Origin of the sequence: Serratia sarumanii (assembly GCF_029962605.1) — a bacterium.
GTDB classification, from domain to species: domain Bacteria; phylum Pseudomonadota; class Gammaproteobacteria; order Enterobacterales; family Enterobacteriaceae; genus Serratia; species Serratia sarumanii.
The window spans coordinates 723692-737788 of record NZ_CP124750.1 but is presented as its reverse complement, the minus strand read 5'-3'; the positions used below and the strand labels follow the sequence as shown (position 1 = coordinate 737788).

Genomic DNA, 14097 nt, shown 5'->3' with positions numbered 1-14097 from the left:
TTAACATAACGTCAGAATATGGGGCAGGCAAACGGCAAAATGGCTTAACGGTAGCGGGGTTATTGCCAAGCGGCTGGAGATCACGGCTTTATAAAAACAATGCGCTAGCCGCAGGGTTATCAGGCTAGGCATTGTTTCGAACAGAGGGAAAATTACAGAACTAAATCAGGTGAAGGATATGCCGCTTTTTTCGCCGGGCACATGGCCCGGCGGCGGCGTCAGGCCTGTTCCTGGTACATCGAGTCGATTTCACGCTGATAGCGCTGCAGGATCACTTTGCGGCGCAGCTTCAGCGTTGGCGTCAACTCCCCCAGCTCCATCGAAAAGGCCGCCGGCAGCAGCGTGAACTTCTTCACCTGTTCGAAGCGCGCCAGCTCCTTTTGCATCTCGCGCACGCGCTTTTCGAACATCTCGAGGATTTCGCCGTTGCGCAGCAGTTCCAGGCGATCCTGGTATTTCAGGTTCACTGACTTCGCGTACTCTTCCAGCGACTCAAAGCACGGCACGATCAGCGCGGAAACGAATTTACGCGCATCGGCGATGATCGCCACCTGCTCGATAAAGCGATCCTGCGCCAGCGTGCCTTCCAGCATCTGCGGCGCGATATATTTGCCGCCGGAGGTTTTCATCAAATCCTTCAGGCGTTCGGTGATGAACAGGTTGCCCTCTTCATCGATCGCCCCGGCGTCGCCGGTTTTCAGCCAGCCGTCCTCGGTAAAGGTCGCGGCGGTTTCCAACGGTTTGTTGAAATAGCCGCGCATCACGATCGGCCCGCGCACCTGGATTTCATTTTCCTCGCCAATGCGCACCTCGACCTCCGGCAGCGGTTTGCCGATAGATCCGAAGCGGAAATGCCCCTCTTCCCAGCAGGAGACGGTCGCACAGGTTTCGGTCATGCCGTAACCGTACTTGATGTTGACGCCCATCGCCTGGAAAAACAGGATCACATTGTCGTCCAGCTTGGCGCCCGCCGCCGGCAAAAAGCGCACCCGGCCGCCGAGGATACCGCGCAGCTTGCTCAACACCAGCTTATCGGCCCAGCGGTGGGTGAAGTCGAACACTTTGCCCAACGGTTTGCCGGCGCGCTCCTGCAGGAACTTGCGCTCGCCGCAGACGATCGCCCAGTGGAACAACGCACGGCGCAGCCAAGGGGCGCGCGCCACTTTTTCATGCACCGCACTGAAAATCTTCTCGTAGAAACGCGGCACCGCACACATCAGCGTCGGGCGGACCTGCCCCATCGCTTCCCGCACCCAGTCGGTATTCGGCAGGAAGACGTTCTGCGCGCCGGAATGCATCACAAAGAAGCTCCAGGCCCGCTCGAACACGTGCGACAGCGGCAGGAAGCTGAGCGACACATCCTCTTCGCCGACCGTCAGCCTTTCATCATGCAGGTAGAGCTGCGCCGCCAGGTTGCGGTAGTCCAGCATCACCCCTTTCGGCTCGCCGGTAGTACCCGAGGTATAAATCAGGGTGAAGAGATCCTGCAGGTCGCACTCTTCAATACGCTGCCGACGTTGAGCGGCAAAAGCCGCCGGATCGGCAGCGCGCTCGAAGGCGCTCAGATGCTGTGCGATCTCGCAGCCGCGCAGATCGGCCCCCTCGTCGAAGACGATAATGTGCCGCAGCTGTGGGCAGACGCCGCGCAGCGCGATGGCGGCGTCAAGCTGCGCCTGCTCACCGACGAACAGTATGCGGATGTCGGCGTCGTTGGTGACAAACGCCGCCTGCGCCGGCGTATTGGTGGAATAGAGCGGCACGCTGACGCCACGCAGGTGCAGGATCGCGAGATCGGTCAACGACCAGGCCATCGTGTTATTGGCGAAAATACCGATGCGTTCTTGCACTTCGACGCCCAGCCCCAGCAGCCCGGCGGCGATGCGATCGATGCGGGCGGCGGCCGCTCCCCAGGTCAGTTGCAACTCGCCGTTGGGCGACCATTGGCGAAAAGCTGTGCGATCGGCTCGGTGGGTGATTTGATGCTGTATACGATGGATCAGATGGTATTGCAGCAGATTAGTGATCATAGTGCTCTAAGCCTGAAATGAATCATACAGTTAAGCCTGAACGACGCCTTGCGGCCCTCATCTCAGCTTACACGTGTTTACTTTTTTCCGCGCAGTCTACCTACTCTCAGGCAGGGGGAAAAGCGATTTCAGCGTAGAAGTGTGAGCCAAAACTCAGGCCGGCTTTCGCACTTTCATCAGTTGGACAGAACGGGAAGGAAAAGGTTTGCCGGCGGCAATAAAACGCGGCCCATCCGGGCCGCCGCATCGAGTTAGTTTAAAATACTAGCCGGAAAGTAAAAATCAGAATATTAATTTATATTAATTATTTTTGCTGAACGAACAAACCCACTATGAAAATAAGTTATTTTATCGCCGTAAAACCAAGAAACATCTTAATAAAAACACAGATAGTTCTTAGTTTTTATCATGAGAAAAAAACGCTCAGTTGAATATTATCTTTATATGGCTCCCATTTTTTATCGATTTACTTTGGGTTACCCGCCTCAATCAGGACGGATTTCATCCACTGGTGCCCTTTATCCCGCTCGGAGGATTCATGCCAAGAAAGATAGCAGGTTGCTTTATTGTGATTGGCGCACAAAGGAACCGCCTTTATTTTCAACGCCTCCGTCTGTTGTCTCACCAGCCAGGCGGGTGCAATCGCCACCATCTCCGTTTGCGACACCATATTCAACACGCTGTAGAGATCCGTGCACTGCTGCGTCACGGCGCGCAGCATCGGTTCCTCTAAATAAAAAGGCTTACTGAACGATCCAAAACTTTCCAGGGATACCGCCGCGTGCTGTTCGGCCAGCATTTGCTCCGGCGTCGCCTCCTCGCCCATTCTCGGGTGCGCCTGCGCGGCCGCCAGCACTAATTCGTCGTCGAACATCGCCAAACTGCGAAACTCTGCCGATTCGAAACGGCTGTAGCCGATGACAAACTCGACGTCCTGATAACGCAATTGATGTTCGATATTATTGTTGATGTATGACTTTATTTGCAGATTAAGCTGCGGCGCGATCTGTTTGACGTGATTGATTATCCCGGCGCCCAGGCGCAAGTCGAGCGGACTGCACAGCGACAAGGAAAACGCTCGCGTGCTGGTCAGCGGCTCGAACTCGGCGCCCGGCAATTCATTCTGCACCAGCTGCAACGCTTGCCGCACCGGGCCAAACAGCTGCCTGGCCCGCATGGTGGGCTGGATCCCGCGCCCGCAGCGCACGAACAGTTCGTCGTTGAACATCACCTTCAGGCGCGCTACCGCGTTGCTCACCGCCGGCTGCGACATCCCTAGCGAATTAGCGGCTCGCGTAATATTTTGCATTTGCATCACGGCGTCAAACACCGTCAGCAAATTAAGATCGACGCTGCGCAAATGAATGTCCGCCGGCTCTTTGACCATAGTGATTTCGGAATCATATTCAGCCATATTTCACTCCACTAAATCCTGTGTAGATAATCTAATCCTTATGCTCGACAAACAATGAAACGCCGCATTGTCATATCTTTGCACGACAAATCCTGCCATTACCGTCATCAACCGATAAAAAACCTCGTGTTATCGACACGATATAAGTCGTATATGGAATACATGTCAGTAGTTTCTCCCGTCAGCGGGAAGAATGCCACCTGGGTAGTACTAATAATTAGGTATCAACAATGATTAATACAACTAAACAACATAGCTGCACTGTATGAGACAAACTATAAAAACACATCATAAGCAATCAAACCATCTAAAAACACCGCTCACTTTGTGTAAAATTACATTATTTTGTTATATTATGACTAAAATAATCAATTAATCATATGAATTCAATTTAAATCATTTGTATAAAAAATGTTATTTTGTTGCCCCCCGTGATTAATCCCTCTTATTTTTTCATCGCAAATCTTAACGCAACGAAATCCAGAAGCAATTAGCGCAGTATATATTCGATTCGTTTATGCTAAGCAGCGCGCAAACTGGCCCCATTTTTTCTCTAAGGCGTCGCTTTTTTGCCGAATGATCCTCTGTTTGGCCAATGGGCTGGTGCATTGTCCCCGCATTCAATCAGGTGTTGACATCGCCAGGCCAATCACGTATCAAATTAGGCAGACACCCAATTTAAGAGAAGCTGAACCCTTATGATCCGTACTCATCGTCTACTAGGCCTACTACTCAACGCATCTTGTTTGCGCGGTATGCCTGTGGACGAAGTTCGGAGCTGACTCAGCCGATCACCCATAAGAAACCCGCGCTACTGCGCGGGTTTTTTTTTGCCCGCTTAGCGTGAAATCAACACGATAAGGAATGCACCGATGAGCCAACAAGTCATTATTTTCGATACCACGCTGCGTGATGGCGAACAGGCGTTGCAGGCCAGCCTGAGCGTAAAAGAGAAGATTCAGATTGCGCTGGCGCTGGAAAGAATGGGCGTCGACGTGATGGAGGTCGGCTTCCCGGTCTCTTCGCCGGGCGACTTCGAGTCGGTGCAAACCATCGCGCGCCAGATCAAGAACAGCCGCGTCTGCGGCCTGGCCCGCTGTGTGGACAAAGACATCGATGTGGCCGCCGAAGCGCTGCGCGTCGCCGAAGCGTTCCGCATCCACGTATTCCTGGCCACCTCGACCCTGCACATTGAATCGAAGCTGAAACGCTCGTTCGACGAAGTGTTGGAGATGGCGGTGCGCTCGGTCAAACGCGCCCGCAACTACACTGACGACGTAGAGTTCTCCTGTGAAGACGCCGGCCGCACGCCGATCGACAATCTGTGCCGCGTGGTCGAAGCCGCCATCAACGCCGGCGCCACCACCATCAATATTCCGGACACCGTCGGTTACACCACGCCGAACCAGTTCGGCGGCATCATCACCACCTTGTATGACCGCGTGCCAAACATCGACAAAGCCATCATTTCCGTGCACTGCCACGACGATTTGGGCATGGCGGTCGGCAACTCCATCGCCGCGGTTCAGGCCGGCGCCCGTCAGGTGGAAGGCACCCTGAACGGCATCGGTGAGCGCGCCGGCAACTGTTCGCTGGAAGAGGTGATCATGGCGATTAAGGTGCGCCAGGACATCATGAACGTGCACACCAACATCAATCATCAGGAAATCTTCCGCACCAGCCAGATCGTCAGCCAGCTGTGCAACATGCCGATCCCGGCCAACAAGGCGATCGTCGGCTCCAACGCCTTCGCCCACTCCTCCGGCATTCACCAGGACGGCGTGCTGAAGAACCGCGAAAACTACGAAATCATGACCCCGCAGTCGATCGGCCTGAAGGATGTGCAGTTGAACCTGACCTCCCGCTCCGGCCGCGCGGCGGTGAAACACCGCATGGAAGAGATGGGCTACCAGGAGCAGGACTACAACCTGGATACCCTGTACGCCGCCTTCCTGAAGCTGGCCGACAAAAAGGGCCAGGTGTTCGACTATGACCTGGAGGCGCTGGCCTTCATCAATAAACAGCAGGAAGAGCCGGAGCACTTCAGCTTGGGCTACTTCAGCGTGCAGTCCGGCAGCAGCATCATGGCTACCGCCTCGGTGAAACTGATCTGCGGCGGCGAAGAGAAAGCCGAGGCCGCCACCGGCAATGGCCCGGTCGATGCGGTTTATCAGGCAATCAACCGCATCACCGACTACCCGATCGAGCTGGTGAAATACCAGCTGACCGCCAAGGGCCATGGCCGCGACGCGCTGGGCCAGGTGGATATCGTGGTCTCTTACAACGGCCGCCGCTTCCACGGCGTAGGTCTGGCGACCGACATCGTCGAATCTTCCGCCAAGGCGATGGTGCACGTGTTGAACAATATTTGGCGCTCACAGCAGGTAGAAAAAGAAAAGCAGCGCCTGCAACAAAACAAACATCAAAATAATCAGGAAACGGTGTGAACATGACGAAGACTTATCACATTGCCGTCTTGCCCGGAGACGGCATCGGCCCGGAAGTAATGGCTCAGGCGCGCAAAGTGTTGGACGCGGTGCGTCAACGCTTTGACATTCGCATCACCACTGCCGAATACGACGTCGGCGGCATCGCCATCGATCGCCACGGCAGCCCGCTGCCGCCGGCGACCGTCGCCGGCTGCGAGCAGGCCGACGCCATCCTGTTCGGATCGGTAGGCGGCCCGAAATGGGAACACCTGCCGCCGGCCGAGCAGCCGGAACGCGGCGCGCTGTTGCCGCTGCGCAAGCACTTCAAACTGTTCAGCAACCTGCGCCCGGCACGCCTGTATCAAGGGCTGGAGGCATTCTGCCCGCTGCGCGCCGACATCGCCGCCCGCGGCTTCGACATTCTGTGCGTGCGCGAACTGACCGGCGGCATCTACTTCGGCCAGCCGAAGGGCCGCGAAGGCCAGGGCATGCAGGAGCGCGCTTTCGATACCGAGGTGTATCACCGTTTCGAGATTGAACGCATCGCGCGCATCGCCTTCGAATCCGCCCGCAAGCGCCGCCACAAGGTGACGTCGATCGACAAGGCCAACGTGCTGCAAAGCTCCATCCTGTGGCGTGAAGTGGTCAATCAGGTCGCCAAGGATTACCCGGACGTGTCGCTGTCGCACATGTATATCGACAACGCTACCATGCAGCTGATCAAGGATCCGTCCCAGTTCGACGTGCTGCTGTGCTCCAACCTGTTCGGCGACATTCTGTCCGACGAGTGCGCGATGATCACCGGCTCGATGGGCATGTTGCCGTCCGCCAGCCTGAACGAGCAAGGCTTCGGCCTGTACGAACCGGCGGGCGGTTCCGCGCCGGATATTGCCGGCAAAGGCATTGCCAACCCGATTGCGCAGATCCTGTCCGCCACCCTGCTGCTGCGTTACAGCCTGGGCGCCGATGAAGCGGCCGACGCCGTGGAGCGCGCCATCAACCAGGCGTTGGAACAGGGCTACCGCACCGCCGATCTGGCCGGTGACGGCAAAGCCGTCAGCACCGATGAAATGGGCGACATCATCGCTCGCTTTGTAGCTCAGGGGGCATAACATGGCCAAGACCTTATACCAGAAGCTGTACGACGCCCACGTAGTGCACGAAGCGCCGAACGAAACGCCGTTGCTGTATATCGACCGTCACCTGGTGCACGAAGTCACTTCGCCGCAGGCGTTCGACGGCCTGCGCGCCATGGGCCGCAAGGTGCGCCAGCCCGGCAAAACCTTCGCCACCATGGATCACAACGTGTCGACCCAGACCAAAGACATCAACGCCAGCGGCGAGATGGCGCGCATCCAGATGCAGGAGCTGATCAAGAACTGCGCGGAATTCGGCGTTTCGCTGTATGACCTGAACCACCCGTTCCAGGGCATCGTGCACGTGATCGGGCCTGAGCAAGGCATGACGCTGCCGGGCATGACCATCGTTTGCGGCGACTCGCACACCGCCACCCACGGCGCTTTCGGCTCGCTGGCGTTCGGCATCGGCACCTCCGAAGTGGAACACGTGCTGGCGACCCAGACCCTGAAGCAGGGCCGCGCCAAGACCATGAAGATTGAAGTCACCGGCGACGCCGCCGAGGGTATTACCGCCAAAGACATCGTGCTGGCGGTGATCGGCAAAACCGGCAGCGCCGGCGGCACCGGCCACGTGGTGGAGTTCTGCGGCAAGGCGATCGAAGCGTTGAGCATGGAAGGCCGCATGACCCTGTGCAACATGGCGATCGAAATGGGCGCCAAAGCCGGGTTGGTCGCGCCGGACGACACCACCTTCGCCTACCTGAAGGGGCGTCAGTTCGCGCCAACCGGAGAAAACTGGGAGCAGGCGGTCGCCTATTGGCGCACGCTGAAGTCCGATGCCGAAGCCCAATTCGATACCGTGGTGACGCTGCGCGCCGAAGAAATCGCGCCGCAGGTCACCTGGGGCACCAACCCCGGCCAGGTGATCGCCGTCAATCAGGCGATCCCGGCGCCGGAATCGTTCAGCGATCCGGTCGAGCGCGCCTCCGCGGAAAAAGCCTTGGCCTACATGGACTTGAAACCGGGCATCAAATTGACCGACGTGCCGATCGACAAAGTGTTCATCGGCTCCTGCACCAACTCGCGTATCGAAGATCTGCGCGCGGCGGCGGCGATCGCCAAGGGGCGCAAGGTCGCCAGCGGCGTGCAGGCCATCGTGGTGCCGGGCTCCGGCCCGGTGAAGGCCCAGGCGGAAGCCGAAGGGTTGGACAAAATCTTTATCGAAGCCGGTTTCGAATGGCGTTTGCCGGGCTGCTCGATGTGTCTGGCGATGAACAACGATCGCCTGAATCCGGGCGAACGCTGCGCGTCCACCAGCAACCGTAACTTCGAAGGGCGTCAGGGCCGCGGTGGGCGCACCCACCTGGTCAGCCCGGCGATGGCCGCCGCGGCCGCCGTTGCCGGTCACTTCGCCGACATCCGTGATATTCACTAAGGGGCTAACGTGGCTAAATTTACTCAACATACCGGCTTAGTGGTGCCTTTGGATGCGGCCAACGTCGACACCGACGCCATTATTCCCAAGCAGTTTTTACAGAAGGTCACCCGCACCGGCTTCGGCCAGCACCTGTTCAACGACTGGCGCTTCCTCGACGACGCCGGCCAGCAGCCGAACCCGGAATTCGTGCTGAACAAACCGCGCTATAAAGGCGCCAGCATCCTGTTGGCGCGCGAGAACTTCGGCTGCGGCTCCTCGCGCGAACACGCGCCCTGGGCGCTGACCGATTACGGATTCAAAGTGGTGATCGCGCCGAGCTTCGCCGATATCTTTTACGGCAACTCGTTCAACAACCAGCTGTTGCCGGTGACGCTGAGCGAACAGCAGGTGGATGAGCTGTTCAAGCTGGTGGACGCCAACGAGGGAACGGAGTTCGTGGTGGATCTGGAGAACCAGACGGTCAACGCCGGCGGCAAAAGCTATCCGTTCGAAATCGACAGCTTCCGCCGCCACTGCATGATCAACGGGCTGGACAGCATCGGCCTGACGCTGCAGCACGAAGCGGACATCTCCCGCTACGAAGCGCAGCAGCCGGCGTTTTTGAATTAATCCCCTTCACCCGCCGCCCGGCGGGTGATTTTTTTTCCTCACCAGTAGCCCAGCAGCTTCCACCATGCTCCGCCGATCACTATCCAGATCAGCAAGTTAACCACGCTCATCACCCATCCCGCTTTCCACCATTCCCCCAGCGTCACGTAGCCGGAGCCGAAGACGATCGGCGCGGTGCCGGTGCCGTAATGCGTCAGCGACATCATCAGCGAGGAAGAGAACGCCAGGATCAGGCCCAGCAGCGCCGGTGGCGCGCCGAGCGCGATGCCGGCGGCGAAGAAGGCGGCGAACATCGCCGTCACGTGCGCGGTGGTGCTGGCGAAGAAATAGTGCGAATACAAATAGATGAGGGTCAGCAAGATCGTGCCGCCCACCCAGCTCATGCCCATATGGTCGATGCCGTTGCCCACGGTTTGCGACAGCCAGCCGATCAGCCCCAGCTTGCCAAGGAAGCTGGCCATCATCACCAGCGCCGAGAACCACACCACGGTGTCCCAGGCACCTTTATGCTTGAGCACATCCTCCCAGCTCAGCACCCCGGTGGCCAGCAGCACCGCCAGGCCGATCAGCGCCGCGGTGGTGGGATTGACCGCCAGCGCCGGGCCGAAGATCATCGCCGGAATGCCGGCCCACAGCACCAGCAACAGCGCGAACACCCCGAGGGTGATTTTCTCCGGCAGCGTTACCGGCCCCAGCGCCTGCAGTTTTTCGCGCGCGAAGCGCGGCGCGTCCGGGGTACTTTTCACCTCCGGCGGATACAGCAGATAGATGACCAGCGGCATCACGATCAGCGAGCACAGTCCCGGCACCAGAGCGGCGATTGCCCACATCGACCAGGACAGCTCGAAGCTGCCGTGTGTGCCTTTGGCGATCAGGCTGACAATCAGCGGGTTAGGCGCGGTAGCGGTGATAAACATCGCCGAGGTGACCGGGTTGATGTTGTAGTTCACCAGCGACAGGTAGCGGCCGATTTTGCCGGAGGTATTGAGCTCGGGTTTGGAGCCGAAGCTGTCGGCGATCGACTTCATGATCGGGTGAATGATGCCGCCGCCGCGCGCGGTGTTGCTCGGCGTCACCGGCGCCAGCGTGGTTTCCGCCAGCGTCAGCGCATAGGCGATGCCCAGCGTTTTTTTGCCGAACAGCGAAATAAAGTAATAGCCTATGCGCGCGCCCAGCCCGGTTTTATTCAGGCTGAGGGAGATCATGATCGAAAAACCGATCAGCCAGATCAGCTGGTTGGAAAAGCCGCTGAGCGCGTCGTCCAGCGCGGCGCCCGGCTTGCCGGGATTGGTGACGCCGGTCACCGCCACCAGGGCGATGGCGATCACCGAGACTGCGCCGATCGGCATCGCCTTGCCGATGATGGCGATGATGGTGCCGATAAACAGCGCCAGCAGTTGCCAGGCATTAGGCGCGACGCCCTCCGGCACGGGAATGAGGAACCAGATAATCAGCGTGGCGGCAAGGGCGCACAGGGAAGGAAGCGGTTTGAGCGGTGTGAGTTTATCCATAACGTTCCCACTGTTCTAAACGACAAGGCGGCATCTCAATAGCGAGATGGGCGTGGGCGCAACGATCGCGCGCCATATGTCTTCAGCTTGGGCGTCCGGTTCAGCCTTCTCAATGACTTGCATCAAGAATGCCGTCGTTTGACCTCACACTTCACGCACTTTGGCGCTCATCCCGAGCGCCGCCAGCGCCAACAGCGCCGCCATCCAATACACCGAGCCATGACCGAAATTCTCCACCAGCGCGCCCTGCAGCACCCCGGCCAGGATCACCCCGGTAGAGATGCTGTTGGTGAACAGCGTGGTGGCGGCGCCCGGCCGGCCCGGCATCAAATCCTGAAAATAGAGCATGCCTATACCGGCGACGATGCCGATAAACACCGCGTTGAGCAACTGCAGCGCGATCAGGGCCGGCTTGCTCTCCAGCACCGTCAACCCAAGATAAAACAGCACGCCCGCCGCCACCGCCAGCAGCATCATGTTGCGTTTGCCGAAGCGTTGGACGTAATAACCGGCCAACAGCATCGCCGGGATCTCCAACCCGGCGGCGGTGCCCATCAGCACCCCGGCCAGCCCTTCCGGCAGGCCGAGATCGGCGGTGATATACAGCGGCATATCGATGATGTACAAGGTATTGCAGGTCCACATCAGCATCGAGGCGATGAACAGCAGCCGCACATCGCGATTGCGCCAGGCGCTGGCGGGCGCAATCGGCGCGGAAGCGCCTTCCCGCAACCCTTCGCCATCCGCCGCGCGCGGCACCGAAGGCAGCATGAATCCTACCAGCAGCACGCAGACCGCGAAGGTAGCGGCGGCGATCAGGAACATCACGGTGAACCCGTAGCTGAGCGCCAGCGCAAACGACAGCGGCGGGCCGATCACCCACGCCAGCGATAGCTGGGCGCGCATCACCGAGCTGAACATCACCACTTCACGCGCCTCGCTGTCGGCGTATTCCCGCGCCAGCGCGAAAATCTGCGGCATGGCGGTGTTGGCAACGGCGGACATCAGCACCCCGGCGGTGATCAGCGTCAGGTAGTCGCGGTTAAAGGCAAACAGCAGACAGTTGCCGACCGCCATCAGGCAGCACAGCAGGATCAGCCTGCGCCGATCGCCGCGAGTATCGGAGCGTTTGGCCAGCAGAAAACTGACGACGATGCCGGCCACCGCGTTGGCGGTGTAAAACAGCCCGACCCACAGCGGCCGCACCTTGACCTCGGTGGTCAGAAACAGGCTGAGCGTCGGCGTCAGCAACGCGCCGGCGATGCCAGAAAGAAAAGCAATCAGCAGGAATGCGGCAAAGATGGGATTGATGCGCTGTGACAACCGGCTCAGGCGTTGCATATCGTCTTCCCTGACCTCAAAGCAGAAAAAAGAACCTTAGGCCACGGCGAGAAAAATGCAAGCGCATTGCCATGACCACGCATAAAAAAACCAGTGGGTCGCCCCACTGGCTGGTGAAACAGCACCATTACTCAGAAATTGGTTGCCGGAGCCCCTACAGGTGCTCGCGATACTGCTTATCGGTCATCTCTTTGATATCCCATTGCGTCAGGTGCGCCAGCATCGCCAGCCGCGCCTGCTCGGGCACCACGCTCAGCCAGTCTGCGCGCTGGCGGCGCACCGCGCTGAAATAGCGCTGGTAGAACTGTCTGGATAAGAAAGCTTTCATCATTACGCCCTCCCCCTTTCATTGATGAAAATTATCGGCGTAATATAGGGAAAGAAAAATTGACGAGTTGAGGCAGGAGCGTTCCTCTTTTATGTCCACGTCCCGATTGCAGCAGCAGTTCATCCGTCTGTGGCAGCGCTGCCACGGTGAAACCACCGACACCACGCTGCAGGATCTGGCGGAGGTGCTGAGCTGCTCGCGGCGCCACGTGCGCTCCCTGCTGAGCGCCATGCAGCGAGAGGGCTGGCTCACCTGGCAGGCGGAGTCGGGGCGCGGCAAACGTTCGCGGCTAACCTTCCACTACACCGGCCTGGCGCTGCAGCAACAGCGGGCCGAGGAGCTGTTGGAACAGGACCGCATCGATCAGTTGGTGCAGCTGGTGGGCGACAAAAACGTGGTGCGCCAGATGCTGCTGTCGCAGTTGGGGCGCAGCTTCCGCCAGGGAAAACATATCCTGCGGGTGCTCTACTACCGGCAGCTGTACAACCTGCTGCCCGGCTCGGCGCTGCGGCGTTCGGAAACCCATTTGGCGCGCCAGATCTTCAACGGCCTGACGCGCATAAATGAGGAAAACGGGGAACTCGAGTCCGATCTGTCTCACCATTGGCAGGCGCTGACGCCGCTGCACTGGCGGTTTTACCTGCGTCCGGCGATCCATTTTCATCACGGCCGCGAGCTGGAGATGGCGGACGTCATCACTTCCCTCTCACGTCTGACCTCGCAACCGCTGTTCTCGCATATCGAGAGCGTCACCTCGCCGACGCCGTTCGTGATCGACGTGCAGCTGCGCAGCCCCGACCACTGGCTGCCCTGGCTGCTGGGCAGCGTGCAGGCCATGATCCTGCCGCGCGAATGGCGCGAACTGCCTGATTTCGCCCGCCATCCGGTCGGCACCGGCCCCTACCGCATGGTGCGCAACCATCCCAGCCAGATGAAGATCCACGCCTTCGACGACTATTTCGGCTACCGGGCGCTGATCGACGAGGTGAACATCTGGGTGCTGCCGGAGTTTTCCGAAGAGCTGGTGCACTCCGGCGTGCAGCTGCAGGGCGATGAAACCGGCAACAGCGAGCTGGAAAGCCGGCTGGAAGAGGGCTGCTATTTCCTGCTGTTCGATCAGCGCTCCCCGCTGGCCGCCGATCCCGCCATTCGCAGTTGGCTGTGCGAATTGATCAACCCCATTTCGCTGCTGAGCCATGCCGGGCCGCTCTACCAGCGCTATTGGTCGCCGGCGTACGGACTGCTGCCGCGCTGGCACCACAACCGCACACTGGCGCAGCAGCCCAAGCCCGCGGGCCTGACCGAACTGACGATGACCCACTTCAATGAGCATTCGGAGTTTCACGCCATTCGCCAGGCGATCGAACCGCTGCTGGCGCAGCACGGCATCCGCCTGATTGTGCAAAGCGTGGATTACGCCACCTGGCACCAGGGCGACGCGCGCAGCGATCTGTGGCTCGGCAGCGCCAACTTCTACCTGCCGCTGGAGTTTTCGCTGTTCGCCACGCTGTACGAACTGCCGCTGGTGCAGCACTGCATGAACGAAGATCTGGCGCAGGACGCGGCGCTGTGGCGCGCCAACCGCTTGCCGCTGGCCGAGTTCTGCCAGCGTCTGGTCAGCAACCACCAGCTGCATCCGCTGTTCCACCACTGGCTGCAGCTGCACGGCCAGCGCAGCATGCGCGGCGTGCGGATGAACACCCTCGGCTGGTTCGACTTCAAGTCCGCCTGGTTTGCCCCGCCGGAGGCATAAGCGCCTTTCGCCCGGGTCGGTTAATCTTTACAATAGCGCCGTCTCAACGGGGTGCGGTAAGTCGGGCCGCGTGATAAGCCCGATTTTCCGCTGAGAGCACACCCGTCGAACCTGATCCGGTCAATACCGGCGGAGGGATTTGAGCCCAGCGAACCGGCGACGCCGCCT

10 protein-coding genes and 1 riboswitch are annotated in these 14097 nt (G+C 59.3%); of the genes, 5 read left to right on the top strand and 5 right to left on the bottom strand.

Annotation, left to right across the window (positions count from 1 at the left end):
- Window positions 1–218: 218 nt before the first annotated feature.
- On the bottom strand, window positions 219–2027 hold the full coding sequence (locus tag SSARUM_RS03380; protein WP_033637096.1) for an AMP-dependent synthetase/ligase: 1809 nt from the start codon (window positions 2025–2027) through the stop codon (window positions 219–221).
- Window positions 2028–2493: 466 nt separating this feature from the next.
- Window positions 2494–3441 (bottom strand): transcriptional regulator LeuO, encoded by a 948-nt coding sequence (gene leuO, locus SSARUM_RS03375; protein ID WP_033649194.1) that lies wholly within the window; start codon window positions 3439–3441, stop codon window positions 2494–2496.
- Window positions 3442–4313: 872 nt separating this feature from the next.
- On the opposite strand from leuO, the gene leuA reads away from it, so the two are divergent.
- Genes leuA through leuD form a run of 4 tightly spaced genes read left to right on the top strand, consistent with a single transcriptional unit; the run spans window position 4314 to window position 8996 of the window.
- Window positions 4314–5888 (top strand): 2-isopropylmalate synthase, encoded by a 1575-nt coding sequence (leuA, locus tag SSARUM_RS03370; RefSeq protein WP_004932820.1) that lies wholly within the window; start codon window positions 4314–4316, stop codon window positions 5886–5888.
- Window positions 5889–5890: 2 nt separating this feature from the next.
- Window positions 5891–6982 carry a 3-isopropylmalate dehydrogenase gene (leuB, locus tag SSARUM_RS03365; RefSeq protein ID WP_033649192.1) on the top strand — a complete coding sequence of 364 codons (1092 nt, stop codon included), beginning with the start codon at window positions 5891–5893 and terminating at the stop codon, window positions 6980–6982.
- A gap of 1 nt (window position 6983) precedes the next feature.
- Entirely contained in the window at window positions 6984–8384 is a 1401-nt protein-coding gene (leuC, locus tag SSARUM_RS03360) for a 3-isopropylmalate dehydratase large subunit (RefSeq protein WP_041033249.1), read from the top strand.
- Window positions 8385–8393: 9 nt separating this feature from the next.
- Entirely contained in the window at window positions 8394–8996 is a 603-nt protein-coding gene (leuD, locus tag SSARUM_RS03355) for a 3-isopropylmalate dehydratase small subunit (RefSeq protein WP_025159634.1), read from the top strand.
- 38 nt (window positions 8997–9034) lie between these two features.
- Here leuD and SSARUM_RS03350 read toward each other — a convergent pair whose 3' ends face one another.
- The 3 genes from SSARUM_RS03350 to sgrT all read right to left on the bottom strand — a co-directional run bounded on the left by SSARUM_RS03350 (window position 9035) and on the right by sgrT (window position 12179).
- Complete coding sequence (locus tag SSARUM_RS03350; protein ID WP_060426320.1) at window positions 9035–10507, bottom strand: DASS family sodium-coupled anion symporter; 1473 nt, start codon at window positions 10505–10507, stop codon at window positions 9035–9037.
- Between the two features lie 144 nt (window positions 10508–10651).
- A complete protein-coding gene (locus SSARUM_RS03345; protein WP_033652907.1) occupies window positions 10652–11848 on the bottom strand; it encodes a sugar efflux transporter in 1197 nt (398 codons plus the stop codon).
- Window positions 11849–12002: 154 nt separating this feature from the next.
- Window positions 12003–12179 carry a glucose uptake inhibitor SgrT gene (gene sgrT, locus SSARUM_RS03340; protein WP_170310358.1) on the bottom strand — a complete coding sequence of 59 codons (177 nt, stop codon included), beginning with the start codon at window positions 12177–12179 and terminating at the stop codon, window positions 12003–12005.
- Window positions 12180–12267: 88 nt separating this feature from the next.
- Between sgrT and sgrR the strand changes: the two genes are divergently transcribed.
- On the top strand, window positions 12268–13929 hold the full coding sequence (gene sgrR, locus SSARUM_RS03335; protein ID WP_047569343.1) for an HTH-type transcriptional regulator SgrR: 1662 nt from the start codon (window positions 12268–12270) through the stop codon (window positions 13927–13929).
- A 37-nt stretch (window positions 13930–13966) separates the two neighbouring features.
- Window positions 13967–14085: riboswitch (TPP riboswitch) on the top strand.
- The last annotated feature ends 12 nt before the right edge of the window (window positions 14086–14097 follow it).

Excerpts from the sequence above, each read along its gene's own strand:
- SSARUM_RS03380 (WP_033637096.1), bottom strand. The coding sequence starts at position 2,027 with ATGATCACTAATCTGCTGCAATACCATCTGATCCATCGTATACAGCAT.
- leuO (WP_033649194.1), bottom strand. The coding sequence starts at position 3,441 with ATGGCTGAATATGATTCCGAAATCACTATGGTCAAAGAGCCGGCGGAC.
- leuA (WP_004932820.1), top strand. The coding sequence starts at position 4,314 with ATGAGCCAACAAGTCATTATTTTCGATACCACGCTGCGTGATGGCGAA.
- leuB (WP_033649192.1), top strand. The coding sequence starts at position 5,891 with ATGACGAAGACTTATCACATTGCCGTCTTGCCCGGAGACGGCATCGGC.
- leuC (WP_041033249.1), top strand. The coding sequence starts at position 6,984 with ATGGCCAAGACCTTATACCAGAAGCTGTACGACGCCCACGTAGTGCAC.
- SSARUM_RS03350 (WP_060426320.1), bottom strand. The coding sequence starts at position 10,507 with ATGGATAAACTCACACCGCTCAAACCGCTTCCTTCCCTGTGCGCCCTT.
- SSARUM_RS03345 (WP_033652907.1), bottom strand. The coding sequence starts at position 11,848 with ATGCAACGCCTGAGCCGGTTGTCACAGCGCATCAATCCCATCTTTGCC.
- sgrT (WP_170310358.1), bottom strand. The coding sequence starts at position 12,179 with ATGATGAAAGCTTTCTTATCCAGACAGTTCTACCAGCGCTATTTCAGC.
- sgrR (WP_047569343.1), top strand. The coding sequence starts at position 12,268 with ATGTCCACGTCCCGATTGCAGCAGCAGTTCATCCGTCTGTGGCAGCGC.